22 protein-coding genes are annotated in these 19574 nt (G+C 68.3%); 14 read left to right on the forward strand and 8 right to left on the reverse strand.

The annotated features are described in order from the left end of the window. Nucleotides 1–244: 244 nt before the first annotated feature. The 6 genes from urtA to AB0L91_RS09470 all read left to right on the forward strand — a co-directional run bounded on the left by urtA (nucleotide 245) and on the right by AB0L91_RS09470 (nucleotide 5803). A complete protein-coding gene (gene urtA / locus AB0L91_RS09445; RefSeq protein ID WP_355274241.1) occupies nucleotides 245–1495 on the forward strand; it encodes an urea ABC transporter substrate-binding protein in 1251 nt (416 codons plus the stop codon). A gap of 73 nt (nucleotides 1496–1568) precedes the next feature. Continuing rightward, nucleotides 1569–2453 carry an urea ABC transporter permease subunit UrtB gene (urtB, locus tag AB0L91_RS09450; protein WP_357342424.1) on the forward strand — a complete coding sequence of 295 codons (885 nt, stop codon included), beginning with the start codon at nucleotides 1569–1571 and terminating at the stop codon, nucleotides 2451–2453. Further along, nucleotides 2450–3586, forward strand: coding sequence for an urea ABC transporter permease subunit UrtC (gene urtC, locus AB0L91_RS09455; RefSeq protein WP_365008610.1), 1137 nt, complete (start codon nucleotides 2450–2452; stop codon nucleotides 3584–3586). Before urtB ends, urtC begins: the two co-directional genes overlap by 4 nt. Next, entirely contained in the window at nucleotides 3583–4395 is an 813-nt protein-coding gene (gene urtD / locus AB0L91_RS09460; RefSeq protein ID WP_365008613.1) for an urea ABC transporter ATP-binding protein UrtD, read from the forward strand. The genes urtC and urtD overlap by 4 nt, the downstream gene beginning before the upstream one ends. After that, nucleotides 4388–5080, forward strand: coding sequence for an urea ABC transporter ATP-binding subunit UrtE (urtE, locus tag AB0L91_RS09465; RefSeq protein WP_189025293.1), 693 nt, complete (start codon nucleotides 4388–4390; stop codon nucleotides 5078–5080). Before urtD ends, urtE begins: the two co-directional genes overlap by 8 nt. 9 nt (nucleotides 5081–5089) lie before the next feature. Then, nucleotides 5090–5803 carry a GntR family transcriptional regulator gene (locus AB0L91_RS09470; RefSeq protein ID WP_357342418.1) on the forward strand — a complete coding sequence of 238 codons (714 nt, stop codon included), beginning with the start codon at nucleotides 5090–5092 and terminating at the stop codon, nucleotides 5801–5803. Nucleotides 5804–5807: 4 nt separating this feature from the next. Here the strand turns inward: AB0L91_RS09470 and AB0L91_RS09475 are convergent, their stop codons facing one another. Continuing rightward, nucleotides 5808–6704: a nuclease-related domain-containing protein gene (locus tag AB0L91_RS09475; RefSeq protein ID WP_357342417.1), complete on the reverse strand. Its 897-nt coding sequence runs from the start codon at nucleotides 6702–6704 to the stop codon at nucleotides 5808–5810. 201 nt (nucleotides 6705–6905) lie between these two features. On the opposite strand from AB0L91_RS09475, the gene AB0L91_RS09480 reads away from it, so the two are divergent. After that, nucleotides 6906–7451, forward strand: a complete 546-nt coding sequence (locus AB0L91_RS09480) for a carboxymuconolactone decarboxylase family protein (RefSeq protein ID WP_365008616.1) — start codon at nucleotides 6906–6908, stop codon at nucleotides 7449–7451. Nucleotides 7452–7542: 91 nt separating this feature from the next. Continuing rightward, entirely contained in the window at nucleotides 7543–7920 is a 378-nt protein-coding gene (locus AB0L91_RS09485; RefSeq protein ID WP_357342415.1) for a VOC family protein, read from the forward strand. On the opposite strand, the gene AB0L91_RS09490 is transcribed toward AB0L91_RS09485, so the two are convergent. Together AB0L91_RS09490 and AB0L91_RS09495 are read right to left on the reverse strand one after the other, a co-directional pair. Beyond that, nucleotides 7921–8244, reverse strand: coding sequence for a hypothetical protein (locus AB0L91_RS09490; RefSeq protein ID WP_365011231.1), 324 nt, complete (start codon nucleotides 8242–8244; stop codon nucleotides 7921–7923). Nucleotides 8245–8349: 105 nt separating this feature from the next. Continuing rightward, a complete protein-coding gene (locus AB0L91_RS09495; RefSeq protein ID WP_365008618.1) occupies nucleotides 8350–9198 on the reverse strand; it encodes an SDR family oxidoreductase in 849 nt (282 codons plus the stop codon). Between the two features lie 99 nt (nucleotides 9199–9297). Here AB0L91_RS09495 and AB0L91_RS09500 point away from each other — a divergent pair, with 99 nt between their 5' ends. Beyond that, nucleotides 9298–9705: a helix-turn-helix domain-containing protein gene (locus tag AB0L91_RS09500; protein WP_365008620.1), complete on the forward strand. Its 408-nt coding sequence runs from the start codon at nucleotides 9298–9300 to the stop codon at nucleotides 9703–9705. On the opposite strand, the gene AB0L91_RS09505 is transcribed toward AB0L91_RS09500, so the two are convergent. The 4 genes from AB0L91_RS09505 to AB0L91_RS09520 all read right to left on the reverse strand — a co-directional run bounded on the left by AB0L91_RS09505 (nucleotide 9702) and on the right by AB0L91_RS09520 (nucleotide 13265). Next, on the reverse strand, nucleotides 9702–10406 hold the full coding sequence (locus AB0L91_RS09505) for a polysaccharide deacetylase family protein (RefSeq protein WP_365008622.1): 705 nt from the start codon (nucleotides 10404–10406) through the stop codon (nucleotides 9702–9704). The genes AB0L91_RS09500 and AB0L91_RS09505 overlap by 4 nt on opposite strands. A gap of 135 nt (nucleotides 10407–10541) precedes the next feature. Then, the gene (locus AB0L91_RS09510) at nucleotides 10542–10955 is read right to left on the reverse strand and encodes a L,D-transpeptidase (RefSeq protein ID WP_355274273.1); all 414 of its coding nucleotides are present in this window, start codon (nucleotides 10953–10955) and stop codon (nucleotides 10542–10544) included. A 387-nt stretch (nucleotides 10956–11342) separates the two neighbouring features. Beyond that, nucleotides 11343–12746: a dihydrolipoyl dehydrogenase gene (gene lpdA / locus AB0L91_RS09515; RefSeq protein WP_357342409.1), complete on the reverse strand. Its 1404-nt coding sequence runs from the start codon at nucleotides 12744–12746 to the stop codon at nucleotides 11343–11345. Nucleotides 12747–12821: 75 nt separating this feature from the next. After that, nucleotides 12822–13265, reverse strand: coding sequence for a MarR family transcriptional regulator (locus AB0L91_RS09520; protein WP_355274277.1), 444 nt, complete (start codon nucleotides 13263–13265; stop codon nucleotides 12822–12824). An 89-nt stretch (nucleotides 13266–13354) separates the two neighbouring features. On the opposite strand from AB0L91_RS09520, the gene AB0L91_RS09525 reads away from it, so the two are divergent. Further along, entirely contained in the window at nucleotides 13355–13684 is a 330-nt protein-coding gene (locus AB0L91_RS09525; RefSeq protein WP_357342407.1) for a rhodanese-like domain-containing protein, read from the forward strand. 79 nt (nucleotides 13685–13763) lie between these two features. Beyond that, complete coding sequence (locus AB0L91_RS09530; protein WP_365008626.1) at nucleotides 13764–14792, forward strand: AraC family transcriptional regulator ligand-binding domain-containing protein; 1029 nt, start codon at nucleotides 13764–13766, stop codon at nucleotides 14790–14792. Here the strand turns inward: AB0L91_RS09530 and AB0L91_RS09535 are convergent. After that, nucleotides 14789–15691, reverse strand: coding sequence for a LysR family transcriptional regulator (locus tag AB0L91_RS09535; protein WP_365008629.1), 903 nt, complete (start codon nucleotides 15689–15691; stop codon nucleotides 14789–14791). The two genes, AB0L91_RS09530 and AB0L91_RS09535, sit on opposite strands and share 4 nt — an antisense overlap. Here AB0L91_RS09535 and AB0L91_RS09540 point away from each other — a divergent pair. The 3 genes from AB0L91_RS09540 to AB0L91_RS09550 all read left to right on the forward strand — a co-directional run bounded on the left by AB0L91_RS09540 (nucleotide 15683) and on the right by AB0L91_RS09550 (nucleotide 19483). Next, entirely contained in the window at nucleotides 15683–17587 is a 1905-nt protein-coding gene (locus AB0L91_RS09540) for an adenine deaminase C-terminal domain-containing protein (protein ID WP_365008631.1), read from the forward strand. The genes AB0L91_RS09535 and AB0L91_RS09540 overlap by 9 nt on opposite strands. Before the next feature lie 31 nt (nucleotides 17588–17618). After that, a complete protein-coding gene (locus tag AB0L91_RS09545; RefSeq protein ID WP_357342401.1) occupies nucleotides 17619–18317 on the forward strand; it encodes a DUF6198 family protein in 699 nt (232 codons plus the stop codon). A gap of 137 nt (nucleotides 18318–18454) precedes the next feature. Next, complete coding sequence (locus AB0L91_RS09550) at nucleotides 18455–19483, forward strand: NADP-dependent oxidoreductase (RefSeq protein ID WP_365008633.1); 1029 nt, start codon at nucleotides 18455–18457, stop codon at nucleotides 19481–19483. Nucleotides 19484–19574 lie beyond the last annotated feature (91 nt).

Raw genomic sequence — 19574 nt, forward strand, 5'->3', positions numbered from 1 at the left:
TACGCAACCGTAGGCGCGCAGCCGCCCGCACCCGCCGCCGAGCAATTGTTCACATGGATGAAACAGACGAAACGGACACGTGACCGAGAGATATTCCGGTGCAACAAGTTCCCTCTACTGTTCCGCTCACGAATACAGCCGCTGTATACAACTCGGTGTACATCCAGTCACCGGGGCAGACCGCGGTGGTGTTCGTTGTGGCGCGTGTGGCGCCGCCGTTACACCTGATGAGGAGAACCGCCCCATGTATCGATCCCGTTTGGCCAAGGCACTCGCGGTGCCCGCCGCGGTGGCCGTCACCGGCCTGTTGCTCACCGGTTGCGGTGCCCGTGACGACGCGTCGTCCGGCTCGACCGCCGCCTCGTGCGTCGACACCACCAAGGACACCATCAAGGTCGGCTCGCTGCACTCGCTGTCCGGCACCATGGCCATTTCCGAAGTCACCGTGGCCAATTCGACCAAGCTGGCGATCGACCAGATCAACGCCGCGGGCGGTGTGCTCGGCAAGAAGATCGAGATCGTCCTCGAAGACGGCGCCTCCGACCCGAAGACCTTCGCCGAGAAGGCGGAGAAGCTGATCAGCTCCGACTGTGTCGCCGCGGTGTTCGGCGGCTGGACCTCGTCGAGCCGCAAGGCCATGAAGCCCAAGTTCGAGAGCCTGAACTCGCTGCTCTACTACCCCGTGCAGTACGAGGGCCTGGAAGACAGCAAGAACATCTTCTACACCGGCGCCACCACCAACCAGCAGATCATCCCCGCGCTGGACTACCTGAAGCAGAAGGGCATCAAGTCCCTCTACCTGGTCGGCTCGGACTACGTCTTCCCGCAGACCGCCAACCGCGAGATCAAGGCCTACGCCGCGGCCAACGGCATCGAGATCAAGGGCGAGGACTACACCCCGCTCGGCTCGACCGACTTCTCCACCATCGTCAACAAGGTCCGTAATGCCAAGGCGGGCGCGGTCTTCAACACTCTGAACGGTGACTCCAACGTCGCCTTCTTCCGCGAGTACACCAACGCGGGCCTGAAGGCCGCCGAGATGCCGGTGGTCTCGGTGTCGATCGCCGAGGAAGAGGTCGCCGGCATCGGCGCGCAGAACATCGCGGGCCAGCTGACCGCCTGGAACTACTACCAGACCGTCGACACCCCGGTGAACAAGAAGTTCGTCGCCGACTACAAGGCCGCCTTCGGCGCCGACAAGCCCACCTCGGACCCGATGGAAGCCGCCTACGCCTCGGTCTTCCTGTGGAAGAACACCGTCGAGAAGGCCAAGTCATTCGCCGTGGCCGACGTGCAGGCCGCCGCTGACGGCGTCAGCTTCGAAGCCCCCGAGGGCACCGTCACCATCGACGGCTCCAACCACCACATCACCAAGACCGCCCGGATCGGCGAGATCCGCCCGGACGGCCTGATCTACACGGTGTGGGACTCCGGCAAGGCGATCACCCCGGACCCGTACCTGAAGTCCTACGACTGGGCCAAGGGCCTCAAGTAAGTAGCCCGACAGGTGTGGGACGCGCCGTCCTCGGCGCGTCCCACACCGCCCCATTTCCAAGGAGTCCGCTGCAATGGACGTGCTGATCGGCCAGCTCTTCACGGGGTTGAGCCTGGGATCGATTCTTCTGCTCGCCGCCCTCGGTCTGTCGCTGACCTTCGGTCAGATGGGCGTCATCAACATGGCGCACGGCGAATTCATCATGGCCGGCTGTTACACCACCTACGTTGTGCAGCAGGTCTTCTCGTCGGCGGGCGTCTCGCTGGTCGTCTCGTTGTTCATGGGCTTCCTGATCGGCGGCCTGCTCGGCGCCGCCCTGGAAATGGGCCTGATCCGCTACATGTACGACCGTCCGCTGGACACGCTGCTGGTCACCTTCGGTGTCGGTCTCGTGCTGCAACAGGCCGCGCGTGACATCTTCGGCGCGCCCGCCAAGAACGTGCTGGTGCCCGAATGGCTCAGCGGCGGTATCACCATCGCGGGCGCGGTGGTGCCCAAGACCCGCATCTTCATCCTGGTGCTGGCGATCGTCGCGGTGACCGCGCTGGCCGCCGTGCTCAAGACCACCCCGATGGGTCGTCGCATCCGCGCCGTCGTGCAGAACCGCGGCCTGGCCGAAACATCGGGTATCTCTTCGCGATTCACCGACATCAGCACGTTCTTCATCGGGTCCGGCCTGGCCGGTGTCGCCGGTGTGGCGCTGACCCTGATCGGCTCGACCAGCCCGACCATCGGCCAGAGCTATCTGATCGACGCGTTCCTGGTTGTCGTCATCGGTGGCCTCGGCCAGATCAAGGGCACGGTGATCGCGGCGTTCGCGCTCGGCCTGCTCAACTCGTTCATCGAATACTCGACCACCGCGTCCATCGCGAAGGTCATCGTGTTCGTGCTGATCGTCATCTTCCTGCAGGTCCGCCCGCAGGGCCTGTTCACCGTGCGGACGAGGAGCCTGGCATGACCGCACTCACCGAACGCCTCCGGGCGTACCCCCGGCTGACCCCGCTCGCCGGCTTCGCCATCGCCGCCTTCCTCCTGTTCGCGGTGGCCCCGGCGGTCCTGAGCGACTTCCGCCTGAACCTGCTCGCCAAGTTCCTCTGCTTCGCCATCGTGGCGGCGGGCATCGGATTGGCCTGGGGCCGTGGCGGAATGCTCACCCTCGGCCAGGGCGTGTTCTTCGGCATCGGCGCCTACATCATGGCCATGCACATGCAGCTCGCCGACGCCGCTCGCCTCGGCAACGACGTCCCGGAGTTCATGGAGATCTCCGGCATCAGCGAACTGCCGGGGTTCTGGCAGCCGTTCACCTCGGCGCCGGTGGCCATCCTCGCCATCCTGGTGCTGCCCGCGCTGGTGGCCGCCGTGCTCGGCTACGGCGTGTTCAAGCGCCGGGTGCGTGGCGCGTACTTCGCCATCCTGAGCCAGGCGCTGGCCGCGGCACTGGCCATCCTGCTCACCGGTCAGCAGGCCATCGGCGGCTTCACCGGCCTGTCGGACTTCCGGTCCTTCTTCGGGTTCCGGCTCTCCGACCCGGCCAACCGACAGATGCTGTTCTTCATCGCCGCCGGCACGCTGCTGCTGGTCGTCGCGCTGATCCGCCAGCTCAACCGCAGCCGCTACGGCGAACTGCTGGTCGCGGTGCGCGACGCGGAGGAGCGGGTGCGCTTCCTCGGCTACGACCCGGCCAACATCAAGATCGTCGCCTACGTGGTGGCGGCGTTCCTGGCCGGTATCGCGGGTGCGCTGTTCACCCCGATCGTCGGCATCATCTCCCCCGCCGACATCGGTGTCGTCCCGTCCATCGCGTTCCTCATCGGGGTCGCGATCGGTGGCCGCACCACGCTGCTCGGCCCGGTCCTCGGCGCGATCGGCGTCGCCTGGGCGCAGACCTCGCTCTCGGAGTCGTTCCCGTCGGGCTGGACCTACCTGCAGGGCGTGCTGTTCATCGTGGTCGTCGGGTTCATCCCCGCCGGGCTCGCCGGGCTGTGGCCGCTGTTCAAGGGCTGGTGGCAGAGCCGGAAACCGGAACCCGCACCCGCACCGGCGCCGGCCGAACCCGCCGTCGTCACCGAGGAGAAGGTGGAAGCGCGATGACCACACACGAGCCCAAAGCGGGCGGCAACGCGGGCATGGACAGCGACTACCTCGAAATCCGTGGCCTCTCGGTGAGTTTCGACGGATTCAAGGCGGTCACCGATGTCGATCTGACGGTGCTGCAGGGCGACCTGCGGTTCCTGATCGGTCCCAACGGCGCGGGCAAGACCACGCTCATCGACGCCATCACCGGCCTGGTGCCCGCCACCGGCTCGGCCCAGAAGTCGGGCACCGAGCTGCTCGGCAAGAAGGTGCACCAGATCGCGCGGCTCGGCGTCGGCAGGACGTTCCAGACCGCGAGCGTGTTCGAGCAGCTCAGTGTGCTGCAGAACCTGGATATCGCGGCGGGTGCGGGCCGTTCGCCGCTGTCGCTGCTGCGGGCGCGCAAGTCGGTGCTGCCGAGCATCGAAGAGGCCCTGGAGACAACGGGTCTCACCGCGCTGCGGGACAAGCCCGCCGGGGTGCTGGCACACGGGCAGAAGCAGTGGCTCGAGATCGGCATGCTGCTGGTGCAGAACGCCTCGGTGCTGCTGCTCGACGAACCCGTCGCGGGCATGAGCGCCGAGGAGCGCGAGGAGACCGGAAACCTGTTGCGCCGCATCGGCGGTGACCGCGTGGTGGTCGTCGTCGAGCACGACATGGACTTCATGCGCTCCTTCGCCACCTCGGTCACCGTCCTCGCGGGCGGCAAGGTGCTCAGCGAGGGCAGTGTCGAAGAGGTGCAGGCCGATCCGAAGGTGCAGGAGGTCTACCTCGGCACCGCGGCACTGGCCGGGGACGCGACGAACAAGGAGTCGGCCGATGCTTGAACTACACGACATCCACTCGGGCTACGGGCGCACCGAGGTGATCCACGGCGTCAGCCTGACCGTTCCGGACGACAGCGTGGTCGCCATCATGGGCCACAACGGCGCGGGCAAGACGACGCTGCTGCGCACCGCGGTCGGCCTGCTGCCGACCAAGTCGGGCACGATCACCTTCGACGGCGACAAGATCACCAAGCTGTCCCCGTCGCAGCGGGTCAAGCGCGGCATCGCCTACGTGCCACAGGGGCAGCAGAGTTTTCCCCAGCTGACCACAGCCGAGAACCTGCAGGTGGTCGCCGACGGGCGCAAGCGCGGCAAGGCGCTGATCGAGGAATCGCTGGAACTGTTCCCCGCCCTGCGTGAGCTGCTGACCCGCAAGGCCGGGCTGCTCTCCGGCGGTCAGCGCCAGCAGCTGGCCATCGCCCGCGCCCTGATCACCGAGCCCAAGCTGCTCATCCTCGACGAGCCGACCGAGGGCATCCAGCCCTCGGTGGTGGCCGAGATCGAGCGCACCATCATCGATCTCACCCAGCGCGGTGGCCTCAGCGTGCTGCTGGTGGAGCAGCACATCGGCTTCGCGCTGCAGGCCGCGCAGCACTACTACGTGCTGCATTCGGGGCATCTCGGCTCGTCGGGCGAGGGCGGTGCCGGTGCGGAATCCGCGGTCCGCGCGGCGATGGCGATCTGACCGCAGGCCATGAACCGCAGGGGGCGGGTGTCTCTGGCCGAGCGCGTCTACCTGGCGCTGCGCGACGACCTCGCCACCGGGACCGTCCCGCCGACCGAACGACTACGCGCCGAACGGCTGGCCCAGCGGTACGGCGTCTCGCGCACTCCGGTGCGCGAGGCGCTGGCCCGGCTCCAGGCCGACGGGCTGATCCAGCGCCACCAGGACGGGCTCTATCTGTACCGGCCGCGCCTTGCCGAGCTGGACGAGCTCTACGAGCTACGAATAGTGCTGGAGGCCCGTGGTTTCCAGCGCATCGATGCCGCCGACTCGGTTCAGCCGCACAGTCCCGCCTCGCACGATCTGCCCGCCGTGCGCGCGGAACTGGAACGCTGGCGCGAGTACCGGGACACCCCACCGGAACCGGGGCCGGAGCTGGTGGCGGCCGACGAGCGATTCCACACCGAACTACTGCGGGCAGCGGGCAATTCGGCCCTCGCCGACGCGCTCACCGCGGTCTATGTGCGGGTGCGCCCGGTCCGCACCATGGACGTGCCGACCGCCGAGCGGGTCGCGGCGATGACGGCCGAGCACATCACCATCGCCGAACAGGTCCTGGCCGGCGCGGGCGAGGCGGCCCTGCACACCCTCACCGCGCACATCGATTCCTCCCGCGCGCATGTCCGGGTGCGCGCCGAGCAGGCGATCGCCTTCACCAAACTCGGTCGCGCCGTGCGGGATTGAGCGCTCAGCAGCCGTTCTGGAACGGCCAGCACTCGACCGGCCGCTGACTGGCCGGCGTCGAGGACGGCGCCCTGGTCGTGCTCTGCGAGGTGTCCGAGCTGGGGCGCGGCTGCGGCGAGTCCCGCAGCAGGGCCTGGCCGACCACCAGGAACACCACGAACACCCCGAGCACGGCCACGGCGAACAGGATCAGCCCGACCAGCTTCCCGCGCTCGGCAGGCTGGGCGGGCGGCGGCGGCTGGATCGGTTCGGTGAACCTGCGCGGCTGCGGCGGGAGCGGCGTCGGCGCGGGGCGGCTGCCCGCGAAACCGTCGGCGGCCAGCTCGGCGCGCGGCGGTGTCAGGGTGCCGACGCCCAGCGCGGTGCAGGTGGTGAGCACCCGGTCGATGGTCCAGGCCGGGGGCCCGGCGGAGAAGCCCTCGAGGTAGACCCGCAACTCGTGCGCGTCGACGGTATTGGCGACCAGCACGTCCAGCCCCGGTCGCAGCGCGGTGCGCGCCGGCCGTACGACCACGCCCCGGTACGGCACCATCACCACCGCGCCGCTGACATGCCTGCTGTCCTGCAGCGCCTGCTCGAGCGCGACGCGCACGGCGTGGATCCCGTGTTCGAGCCGGTCGGTGAGGCCGCCCGAGGGGTCGGCGTCCAGGTCGAGCGGGCTGTCGCTGATCGTCCACTCGCCCGCCGCCGAGACCGCGAGCAGGCCGCTCTGCCGTCGCCGGAAGCCCTTCACCTCGATGACCGTGATCCCCCGTGGCGTCACGACCACCGCGCCGAGCCTGCGATCGCCCACCCGGCAATCCACCAGCGCGAGCCCCGTGCTCGGATAGGCGCGCAGGCAATCCACGAACTCCCGCTCGGCGCCGGTGAGCTCCGCATCCGGCCTGATCCGAACCAGCATTCCGATGTTCCCCTACCAGTGCTGCGACCTCACACCGCCGCTGCGCGCTGCGGTACCCACCGATCATGACGCGCAACTGTTGCGAAAACCACTGGAAACCAAAGAAAACCGGCACGACTACCGCAGTCGCCGTCAGGATCCCGTACCGGCGAGTACGCTGCGAACCGGCCGGGCGAGCACGAGCAGACAGGTGGAGATGTGATGGATCCAGCGCCCCTACCACGGGTTTCCCCGGGACGGTTCGCCGAACTCGGACCGATCAACTGGGTTGTCTGGCAAGTGCTTTCCCGCGCGTCGGGCACCGACGACGCGCACCTGTTCAGCACGCTCGGGCGCACCGGCGGGCTGTTCCGCGGCTGGCTGCACTTTTCCGGCAAGCTCATGCCGGGCGGGCGGCTGCCGCGCGCCGAGGCGGAGCTGGTCATCCTGCGGGTCGCGCATCTGCGCGCCTGCGACTACGAGACCGACCATCATCGCCGTCTCGGCCGCAGGGCCGGGCTGACGGCCGTGGAGATCGACCGGGTCGCCGCCGGACCGGACGCGGAGGGCTGGACGCCACGGCAGCGGGCGCTGCTCACGGTCGTCGACCAGCTGGTGACCGGCCGCGATGTCGACGACGCCGCGTGGGCCGGGCTCGCCGCCCACTACGACGAGCGGCTGCTCATCGAGATCGTGCTGCTGATCAACCAGTACGAGGGTCTGGCCGCCACCATCACCACGCTGCGGATCGACCGCGACAGCTTCTGACCATGTGACGCAGGTCATACAGCGAAACCGGCGACCTCCTCGCCATCGTTAAAGGCGTACAACGTACGGAGTTCAACACCGAGGAGAACCCATGCAGATCACCGGCTCCGCCATCTCGCTCAATGTCGCCGACCCGCAGGCCTCGGCGACCTTCCTGATCGACCACCTCGGCTTCACCGAGCAGATGGCCGCCGACGGGTTCGTCTCGCTCCAGCGACCCGATGCCGGGATGAACGTCATCTACCTGCGCACCGGCCTGAGCACGTTCAAGCCGGCGCGCATCGCGGGCAGCGCGGGCGACGGCACGCTGGTGGTGTTCGTCGTCGACGACATCGACGCCGAATACGAGCGTCTGCGCACCGCGGGCGTCCCGATCGAGACGCCCATCGAGACCGAGGAGTGGGGCGAGCGCTACTTCCAGCTGACCGACCCGAACGGGATCGTCATCCAGCTGGTGCAGTGGGTGTGATCAGCGGCGCGCCACGCGCAGCGCGGCCACGATCATCGGGATCTGCAGCGGCAGCCGCGCCAGCACGCCTGCCTTGAACAGGCCGGGCGCCTTCGGGTTGCCCACCACGTCGACGGCCATCTGGATGTTCGCCGGGAAGACGCCGATGAACAGCGCCGCGGCCAGCCAGCCGCCGAGGCGACGGGTGCGCGGCACCGCGAGCGCCGTCGCCACGCCGAGCTCGGCGACCCCGGAACCGTAGGTGTAGGTCCGCGGGTTGCCGGGCAGCTGCGGCGGCACGATGCCGTCGAAGGGCTTCGGCGCGACGAAGTGCAGGACGCCCATCACGAACAGCAGCCCGCTCAGGTAGGAGTGCGTGCGTCGACGGGGAGTTTCGGTAGCCACACCCGAACTCTGCCACACGGCTCCCCGTCGGCCCACCCCCGGAAATCAGCCGAGGATGGCGCGGAACGCCTCGGCGGGCGGGGTCACCGGGCGGCCGAGGAGCTTGGCCAGATCACCCGTGCGGACCTCGAGCAGGCCGTCGGCGATGCCCGAGTCGGCGTCGGCCAGCGCCGCGGCCACCGGCGCGGGCAGGCCCGCCTGACCGAGGACGGCCGCGTAGTCGGCTTCGGCGAGATTCTCATAGCGCACCGGGGAGCCGGAGACCTCGGTGAGCACGGCGGCGATGTCGGCGCCGCTCAGGGCCTCGTCACCGCCGAGCTCGTAGACGCGGCCCTCGTGGCCGTCGGTGGTGAGCACGACCGCCGCCGCCTGCGCGTAGTCGGCGCGCGGAGCGCCGGAGACCTTGCCCGCACCCGAGGCGCCTGCCAGCACCCCGGTCTGCGTGGCATGCGCGGCGCCCGCCGCGTAGTTCTCCCAGTACCAGCTGTTGCGCAGCAGGACGGTCGGGATCGACGCGGTGGCGAGTACTTCCTCCGTGCCGCGGTGCTCCTGCGCGAGGATCATCCGGTTGCCGTCCGCGACGGGAATGCTGGTGTAGGCGAGCAGCCGGACACCGGCGCGCTCGGCGGCCCGGAGGACAGTGGTGTGCTGGGCGACCCTGGCACCGAATTCGTTGCCGGAGACCAGCAGCACCCGGTCGACGCCGGCCAGCGCGGCGTCGAGCGCGGCGGGGTCGTCGTAGCTCGCCTGCCGGACCTGCGCGCCACGTTCGGCCAGGTCGGCGACCTTGGCGGGATCGCGCACGATCGCCACCGGCTGTTCGCCCGCCGCCAGCAGGGCTTCCACGACGAGCCTGCCCAGCTGTCCACTCGCTCCGGTCACCGCGACAGTCATGATCTACCTCCAGGGTTGGTTCCGATTTTCTAGTACTAACTATTAGTAAGCACTATGCATTCCGCAAGCACTCTGGTCAAGAGCGGTACGATCGGCGGTATGAGCACGCAGCCCTCGTCGACCGACGACGATCAGGCGCTGGAAGCCGACGTCTTCGCGCGCAATTGCGAGTCGCGGCCGGTGCTGCAGAATGTCGCAGGCCGATGGGGCGTGCTGGCCCTGGTGGCGCTACGCGAAGGCCCCTACCGGTTCAGCGCGCTGCGCAGGCGGGTCGACGGCGTGAGCGAACGGATGCTGTCGCAGACCCTGCAGGGGCTCGAACGCGACGGGATGGTGCATCGCGAGGTACTCGAGGCCATCCCGCCCCGCGTGGAATACACGCTCACCGAGCTCGGCGCGCAGGTGGCCGAACGCCTGGAATCACTGATCGTGGTCCTGGAGACCAACATGGACACCGTCCGGGCGGCCCAGGCGAGCTATCACCGCTCCGCCGCTCCGCCCGGCTAGGCGGGCGCTCGCCGCAGCAGGTCGGACACGGTGGTGAAGTCGTAGCCGCGCGCCCGCAGGCCGGACACGATCTCCGGGAGCGCGGCGGCGGATTCGCGGCCGTGCATGACGTGCAGCAGCACGATCGAGCCGGGTTTCGTCTGCGCCAGGGTGTCGTCGACGATGGCGGCGCGGGTGGCGCCGCCCGCGGAATCGGGTTCGACATCCCAGGTGACCGTGGTGCGGTCGTGCTCGGCGAGATAGCTCGGCAGCGCCCAGAGCTTCTTGCCGTAGGGCGGGCGGAAGGTGATCGGGCCCTGGTAGCCGGTGCGGCGGATCTCGGCGTCGGTGCGCTCGATCTCCGCGCGCACCGTGTCACCGGAGATCAGCACCATGCGGCGGTGCGAGTACGAGTGGTTGCCGATCTCGTGGCCCGCCGCCGCGATCGCGACACCGTAGTCGGGCTGGGCGGCCAGATCGTCGCCGATCAGGTAGAAGGTCGCCGGGACCCGCAATTCGGCGAGCGTGCGCAGGATCTCGGGGGTGCGTTCGGTCGGCCCGTCGTCGAACGTCAGGGCGACCAGCTTCTCGTCGGTGTCGACGCGATCGACCAAGCGGCCGGTCAGCTGGTAGGTCCGCGAGTTCATGAGCACGTACAGCCCGGCGACGACCACCAGCAGCAGCGCGACCGCCGCGGCCCCACCGATCAACCACTTACGCACTGCTGTTCCGCCTCTCCGCGTATTCAGGCCAGACTAAAGCGCGGGGGGCGTGAGCGTCGGCGGGCGGCGGCGGTTCACCGGGTCGGGTCAGCCCGTGCCCGGTGAGTTACCCATGTTCGTTCGTTCGGGCGTTGCTCAGTCGATGACCTGGGTGATGTCGCCGGGGTTCAGGTAGTCGAAGAAGCGGTGGGCGCCGTCCTCGGTCATCCGCACACAACCGTGCGACTTCGAATTGACCGGGCCGACATGGAATGCCATGTCACCGTTGAAGAAGGTGGCCCAGCGCATCGGCGCGTTGTGCATCGTGCTCCAGTGGAATTCCCGCTTGAAGGAAATCCGGGTGACGGCGGGCGGAGTTTCGTATCCGGCCATCCCGTGCGAAATCGGCGTCGGGCCGAAGATCACCCGGCCGTTGTCGACCAGCCACGCCTCGTTCGTCGACAGCCGCATGCACGCCCTGGCCTCGACCACCGGGCACGGGGAGGCCGTCGGGAGGATGGCGGGAACGCCGGGAACGTCGGGGCCACCGGGGAAAAGCGGTTCGGCCATCGCGGGTGCCATGGTTCCGAATCCGGCCACCGCCACCAATGCCGCAGCACGAGCTACCCAACCGAGAATTCGCATACGAGTCCGTTACCTCTCTGTCCGCCTCCCCGCGACTCTTGCCGGTCGTCGACAAGTCGAAAATCAGGGCGCCGGGCTGGCGGTCACGAGGAAGTCAGCTTGCGGGCGTGCCCGGCGAGTTACCCATGTACTCACGAGATCAGGTGTAGCGACTGACAAGCGAACGAAGAACTACACGGATCATCGTGGACGGCCCCCCAATTCGCCAAATCAACGCCCGCAATATTGGCCGAAAAGAAATACACGGAATTCGTGTCGCCGACACGACCGAGGGGCGGTCGCCCGGCGACCGCCCCTCGTGTCCTCGAAAGATCAGAAGTTGATCATGTGGCCCGCGAGGCCGTGGATCGCTTCCTGCAACGCTTCGCTGAGCGTCGGGTGGGTGTGCACGTTGCGCGCGAGCTCGTTGACCGTGAGGTCCCACTTCTGGGCCAGGGTCAGCTCGGGCAGCAGCTCCGAGACGTCGGGGCCGATGAGGTGGCCGCCGATGAGCTCGCCGTGGGTCTTGTCGGCGATCAGCTTCACGAAGCCGGTCGGGTCGGCCAGACCGTGCGCCTTGCCGTTGGCGGTGAACGGGAAGGTCGCGACCTTCACGTCGTAGCCCTCGTCGCGGGCCTGCTCCTCGGTGAGACCGAAGCTGGCGACCTGCGGCTGGCAGAAGGTGGCGCGCGGCATCATCCGGTAGTCGCCCAGGGTCAGCGTCTCGGCACCGGCGATGGTCTCGGCGGCGACCACACCCTGCGCCTCGGCGACGTGCGCGAGCTGCAGCTTGGCGGTGACGTCACCGATCGCGTAGATGCCGGGCACATTGGTGCGCATGTACTCGTCGATCTCGATGGCGCCACGGTTGGTGAGGGCGACACCGGTGGTCTCCAGGCCGTAGCCATCGACGCGGGGCGCGAAGCCGACGGCCTGCAGCACCTTGTCGACGGTGACGGTCTCGACCGCGCCGGACTTGTTGTCCTTGATCTGGACGGTGACCTTGGAGCCGTCGTCGTCGATCGTCTGCACGGCGGCACCGGTGGTGATGGTGATGCCGAGCTTCTTGTACTGCTTGGTGATCTCCTTGGAGACGTCCTCGTCCTCGTTGGGCAGCGCGCGGTCGAGGAACTCCACGATCCGCACGTCCACGCCGTAGTTCTTCAGGACGTAGGCGAACTCCATGCCGATCGCGCCCGCGCCGACGATCAGGATCGAGCCCGGCAGGTCGCGGGTGAGGATCTGCTCCTCGTAGGTCACCACGTTGGCCGAGAGCTGGGTGCCCGGCAGCAGCTTGGTGGTGGTGCCGGTGGCGATGATGACGTTGTCGAACGTGATCGTCTCGACGCCGCCCTTGGTGAGGGCCACGTCCAGCGAGTTCGGGCCGGTGAAGGTACCGAGGCCGTCGAACTCGTCGATCTTGTTCTTCTTCATCAGGAAGTGCACGCCTTTGACGCGCCCGTCCGCCACCTTGCGGCTGCGGTCGAACGCCGCGCCGAAATCGAAGCTGACCTCACCGGAGATGCCGAAGGTCTTGGCTTCCTTGTGGAAGATATGGGCCAGTTCGGCGTTGCGCAGCAGTGCCTTGGACGGGATGCAGCCCACGTTCAGGCACACGCCACCCCAGTATTTCTGCTCGACAATCGCTGTTCGCAGGCCGAGTTGAGCGGCACGGATCGCGGCGACGTATCCGCCGGGACCAGCGCCGAGAACGACGACATCGTAGTGGGAAGTCACGACCCCGAGCCTAACTCTGTTCCGGGGAGTTCACCCACCCGTCCCCCACTTCGGTGAGGTGCGCGCGAGCGGGCGCTACGGGCCGCCGAGCACCTTGCGCAGAGTGACGGCCACGGCCTCGAGTTCGGCGGCGCTCACGTTGGCACCGAGCCGACGTTCGATGCCGGCCAGATAGTGCGGCGCGGCCTCCCGGAACCGCTGCCTGCCGAGGTCGGAGATGGCGACGAGCGCGGACCGGCCGTCGTCGGGGTTGGACTCGCGACGCAGCAGGCCGTTCGCCTCCAGTTCCGCGACGAGGCGGCTGACCCTGGTCCGGCTGAGGACGACCTTCTCGCCGAGGTCGCTCATCCGCATCGGTCCGGCCGCGTCGAGTTCCAGGAGGACGTCGTACCAGGTCAGCGGCAGTCCGGTGGCCCTGCGGAGTTCGGCGTCGAGCTCGGGGACGAAGGCCGCGTGCACCTGGAGCAGCGCGGCCCACGCGGCGACCGCGGCACGACGGGACGGCTGATCGGTGGGCACCGGACCAGCTTAGCCACTTGCGTGCGTGCGCACACAACTAGTAGCGTGTGCACGCACATAAATTTCCTCCGAACGACCGAGGTGGACCCATGACCGCACTCATCACCCGCGACGAACTGGCCGCGGAGATCGCGGCGAACACCGTGACCGTGCTCGACGCGCTGCCGCCGGACTACTACGCCAAGGCGCACCTGCCCGGCGCCCTCAACCTGGTCGAGGACGACGTCGCCGACCGCGCGCCCGACCTCCTCCCCGACCGCGACGCGGCGATCGTGACCTACTGCTCGAACGCGGCGTGCGGCAACAGCCAGGTCGTCGCGAGCAAGCTGGAGGCCCTCGGCTACACCAATGTCCGCAAGTACCGCGAGGGCATCCAGGACTGGTCCGAGGCGGGCCTGACGGTCGAAACGTCGGCCTGACCCCTCGGCGTTCGCCCGGTCACCGTGGCCGGGCGAACGCGCACCGGCCCCTTCGCGTCGGCACAGTAGGGTCGCAGAGGTGAGTGGTGTTGCGGCGGAGGGGATCGGTAGCCGCCTCGACGGCACGGTGTCCACCCACCTCCTCCGGCTGCTCCTGCGTGCCGCGCGGGCCGCGGGCGTCGCCGAGGACCAGCTGGCGCGCGTTCCCGGCACCGACGAGGTGATCCTGAGCGGCGAGCTCAACCGGATCCCGATGACCTCGCTGCTGCGCCTGTGGGAACTGATCGCGCAGGCGCGACCCGGCGCCGGGTCGGGGGCGGCGATCGCCGCCGCCGCCCCGCTCGGCTCCCTCAACACCTGGGACTACCTGGTGACCACCGGTGCGACACTGGCGGATTCGCTGCGCGCCGCCCAGCCGTATCACCGCCTGGTCACCGCGGCCACCGAGGGTTTCGACCTCACCGGCGACGGCGATCTCACCATCGGCTACCGGACCTCGGCGGGCGATCCGGCGGTGGCCGCGGTGGTCAACGAGTACGTCCTCGCCTACTACCTGCGCCGCGCGGGCGAAGCGCTCGGCCGACCGCTCGTGCCGACCCGGGTCAGCTTCGGCCACGCCGCACCGGCCGACCGCACCGGCCTGATCGCCGTATTCGGTACCGCCGACATCGAATTCGACGCGGAGTCGGACGCGATCACCTTCCACGCCGACGACGCCACCGCCCCGCTCGCGCGCGCCGACCCGATGCTGTCCGACCTGATGCGCAGCCACGCCGACCTGGTCCTGGCCTCCGCCCGCCCGATCGCGGGCCCACTCGACGCCTTCCGCATCGCCCTGGGCGCGGCCCTGGACGCGGGCGACCCGGCCCTGCCCCGGGTCGCGAAAAGCCTCGCCATGAGCCAGCGCACCCTGCAACGCCATCTCGCCGAGCACGGCACGTCCTGGCGCGACGAACTCGACCTGCTGCGCTACGAGCGCGCGCGAGCCCTGCTCGACCAGGGCCACAGCACCTCGACCGTCGCGCAGCGCCTGGCCTTCACCGACGACCGCGCCCTCCGCAAGGCCTTCCACCGCTGGACCGGCGCCTCGCCGACGACGAGCCGCTAGTCGGGATCGCCGGGCCGCAAGGTCTTTCCGATCTCGTCGGCGAGCAGGAAACTCGCCAGGCCGTGGCCGTGCTTCTCCCGGCGCACGAGCGAGATGATGTTCACGTCGAAGGCGTCGCGGACGTGCCGGAAGGCCAGCCGACCGTCCCGCAGTTCCTCGGCGACGTCGAATTCGCTGAGAAAGGCGATGGCCTCGCCGGACATCGCGAGCCGTTTCATCGTCTCGATCGAATTGGTGTGGAACGCGGGATGGATATCGAGACCGGCGTTGGCGAAGGCCTCGGCGACGATGCCGTGGATCACCATCGAGCGGTCGGCGAAGATCAGCGGAAACGGCGTGCACTGCGCGAGCGGAATCGTCTCCATCGGGGCCAGTGGATGCTGCGGCGAGACGACGACGCCCAGCCGCGTGTTCATCTGCCAGCAGACCTCGAGCTGCGACGACGGCGGGATGTTGAAGCCGAGGCCGAGGTCGGCCTCGCTGTTCTCGATCGCCTGCACGATGTCGAGGGTCGACATGGTGCGGATCGAGATCCGGATCTGCGGATGCCTGGCACGAAAGGTCGTGGCCGCGGTGGCGACGACGCTGCTGGCCAGGCCGGTCATGGTGGCGATCACGACCTCACCGCTGCCGAGGGCGCGCAGATCACGGATGTCGGCCACGGTCTCGCGATACTGCCGCAGCGTCTGCCGGATGTGCACGAGCAGCGCCTCCCCCGCCGGGGTCAGGCGCATGCCGCGCGGCAGCCGTTCGAACAGCGGCTGGTCGAGTTCGGCCTCCAGCAGCAGGATCTGCCGATTGATCGCCGAGGGTGCGACATGCAGCCGGGCACCGGCCGCGCGGATGGACCCGAGCCGCGCCACCTCGTCGATGTACTGCAGCAATCGTGAATGGAGCACCGCTCACCTCCCGGAATTAGTGTACGAAAATTTAGTACACCTCGTGCGAAAACGAATGCTTGTGGGCAACGGTACCGATCGCGTCCAATCGATACACGCACCCGACAGTGCGGGAATATCGAGGTGAGGACCGCTATGCCCCAGCAGAATTCGACGACCGACGCACCCTCGGCGACCGAGGTTTCCACCCAGGACGATCACGTCCGCAGTATCTTCGCCATCCTGGAAGGCGAGCAGGAAGCCGACCTGCTGCTGCGCAATCTGCACATTCTCGATGTGCACAGCGAAACCGTGTACCCCGGCACACTTCTCGTCCACGGCGGACGCATCATCGCGCTCAGCCCGGACGAATCGATCGTGCGTTTTCGCGAATCCTTCGACGGCGAGGGGCTGTACGCGATTCCCGGCCTGATCGACGCGCATCTGCACTTCGAATCCCAGCTCGCGCATCCGGCGGCTTTCGGGGAGGCGATCGTGCCGAGCGGCACGACGACGGTCTTCGGTGAGACCCTCGATTTCGCCAGCGCCGCAGGCGAGGAGGCCGTCGAGGCCGCACGGGCACTGTTCGCCGATCACGACAAACTCCCCTACCGCCTCTATGCCTTCGCTCCGGGAAAGAAGACCTCGCCCGAGGTGACCGAGGCGATGCTGGCGATGGATCCGGTGATCGGTCTCGGCGAACTGGCCCACCTGTCCTATATGACCGGCAATGCCGACGATTTCCGCAAATCCGCGCTCGGCCGCGCGAATGCCGGATTCGTGAACTGCCACTGGGGCGTCACGTCGCTGTCGGACATGCTGCTCAATTACATGCCGGCGATCGGCGTCGACAACAACCACGACGTGTGGAACGAAGCCGATATCGAGAAGAGCATCCGCTACGGCCTCAACACGCAGATCAAGTTCGGCGTCGGTAGTCCCGAGGTCATTCGAACGATGTTGCGCGCCATCGTGAAACGTCGCTGGCCCGCCGAGAACTTCCAGCTCTGCGCCGACAATATCTCCGTGGACCGGGTCCTGCGGCAAGGCCATATCGACTGGGTCGTCTCGCTGGCCGTGGAGATGGGGATGCCGCCGATCAAGGCGATCAAGATGGGCACGCTCTATGCCGCGCGCTCGTTCCACAAGGACCGTGATCTCGGCTCGCTGAGCCCGGGCCGATTCGCCGACATCGTGCTCACCGACAGCCTGTCCAAGATCAACCCGCGCTACGTCTTCAAGGGCGGCAAGCTGGTGGCCGCGGACCGGCGGCTGCTGGAGCCCGTCGGCATCGACTACTCGGTCCTGGCCAAGCGGCCCCGGCCCGGACTCGGCGACCTGCGGCCCGAATCGCTCGAGCTCACGCCGATCGAGATCTCGGCCGACGGCACCCTGGCGAAAGTGCTGCTCTTCGACGTCTACGGGCGCGGGCATCTCAAATTCGCGCAGGAGGTGTGGGTTCCGTATCGCGACGGCGCGGTCGTCCCCGAACACGACGGGGCGCGGCTCAACCGGATCTCGATCGTGCAGCGCTACGCCGACGGCCCGCGGCACATCGTGAACGGCCTGTTCCAGGGCGTGTCGATCGATCGCGGCGCGGTCTCCACGTTCTGGCCGGCGCCGTCGGCCTACTTCGTGGTGGTCGGCGCCGACAGCACCGAGATGTGCGACAACCTGCACCGGCTGGACGGTCTCGTCGGCGGCTGCGTCGTCACCGAGGACCGCGAGGTGAGGGCCATGCTGCCGCTGGACTTCTACGGGGTCATGGCCGATATGGACCTCGCCGAACTCGTCGAAGCGACCAGGTCGATCGACGACGCGCTGCTGAAGCTCGGCCATCACAACGAAGGTGAACCGGTCGTCAACAAGCTGCTGACGCTGTTCATCTCGCTCGACCGCTTCGGCTTCATGAAATAGCCTCGGCTACCAGAGCAAGGGATCCACCGCTATGCAGCACGACAACAACGCGGCAGTCATCGACAACGGAAACAAGGTGCGCCGCTGGATCACCTACGTCGCCGGCATCTACATCCTCACCCTCGGCCTCAGCCTGGCCATCAGGGCAGGGATCGGCATCTCCCCGCAGAGCAGCCTCACCCGCACGATGACGCTGGTGTTCACCCCGCTGAGCCAGGGCAACTACAACCTCATCCTCGAGATCATCATGCTCGGCCTGACCTTCCTGGTCAGACCGAAGGCCTTCAAGGCGAGCTACCTGCTCTCGATGATCCCGGCGCTGGTGCTGGCCCTCCTGCTCGATCTCAACCTGTGGCTCACCGATTGGATCCACCTCGAGCCGTACGTGGCCAACCTGGTCCTGCTGGTCTTCGCCGACGCGATGCTCGCCCTCGGCCTGTTCCTGATGATCCGCGCGAACCTCATCCTGATGCCGATCGACCTGTTCGTGAACACGATCCAGCAGAAGACCGGGCGCAAGTGGGGCAACATCAAGACCGTGTTCGATTGCACGCTGCTGGCGATCTCGGCGTTGATCGGCCTGGCTTTCCTCGGCGCACCGCATTTCATTCGCGAGGGCACGATCATCAACGCGATTCTCGTCGGACAGTACGTGAAGGGGTACTTCTTCCTGGTCGAGAAGTTCTCGGCGCGCAAGCGCCCGGCCGTGCCGGTGCCCGTCGCCGACTAGCCGACCCCGTCACCGCCCGGTCCTGTCGTGAACGGACCGGGCGGTGGCGTCCGCGGACCTGGGAGCGCGGGCACGGCCGCCATAACGTAGTCGGCACCGGAGAAAAACACCGGCTGACCTCGAAAGAAGGCTCGATCATGTCGAACTCGACCAGCGCCGCGCAGCCCACCACCACCCGGGAGATCCACCTGGCCGCCCGGCCGGACGGTGCTCCCGTCGCCACCGATTTCGCCTTGGTCGAGCGCCCGCTGCCCGAGCTCGCCGACGGCCAGATCCTGGTCCGCAACACCTGGATGTCGGTCGACCCGTACATGCGCGGCCGGATGGACGACAGGGAGTCCTACATCCCGCCGTTCGAACTCGGTGCGGCACTGGACGGTTCGGCCGTCGGTGAGGTGATCGCCTCGCGCTCGGCCGAGATCGCGGTGGGCGCCACGGTCTCGCACTTCGCGGGCTGGCGGGAGCACGCGGTCGTCGACGCGGCCACCGCGACGCCGATCGACCCGGAACTGGCCGCGCCGCAGCAGTTCCTGAGCGTGCTCGGCACGACCGGCCTGACCGCCTACGCCGCGCTCACCGATGTCGCCCCGGTGCGCCCCGGCGACACGGTGTTCGTCTCGGCCGCGGCGGGCGCGGTCGGCAGCGTCGCGGGGCAGCTCGCCAAGGCGCTCGGCGCGAAGCGGGTGATCGGCTCGGCGGGCGGGCCGGCGAAGACCAGGACGCTGCTCGACGAGTTCGGTTTCGACGCCGCCATCGACTACCGCGCGGGCGATCTCGCCGGGCAGCTCGCCGCGGCCGCGCCCGACGGCGTCGACGTCTACCTCGACAGCGTCGGCGGTGAGCACCTGAAGGTCGCCATCGAGGCGCTCAACCAGCACGGCCGGATCGCACTGGTCGGCGCGATCAGCGGCTACAACGGCGCGGGCGCCCAGCAGATCCCGGACCTCTACCTGGCCGCGACGAAGGAGGCGACCCTGCGCGGCATGCTGGTGACCAGCTACTTCCCGCTCTTCGGCGAGTACATCGGCAAGGCGGCGGGCTGGCTCGCCGACGGCACCCTGCGCACGACCGAGACCGTCTACGAGGGCCTCGACCAGGCCCCCGCCGCCTTCCTCGGCGTCCTCACCGGCGCCAACACCGGCAAGATGCTGGTGCGCCTGGGCTGAGCAACCCGCCCGGGGCACCGGCCTCGCGCGCATCGGCCCGCACCCGGCTCGGTGACTCGCCACCCCGCGAGGCACCGAGCCGACGCGAGAT

The organism is Nocardia sp. NPDC051833 (assembly GCF_040681225.1).
Classification (GTDB): Bacteria; Actinomycetota; Actinomycetes; order Mycobacteriales; family Mycobacteriaceae; genus Nocardia.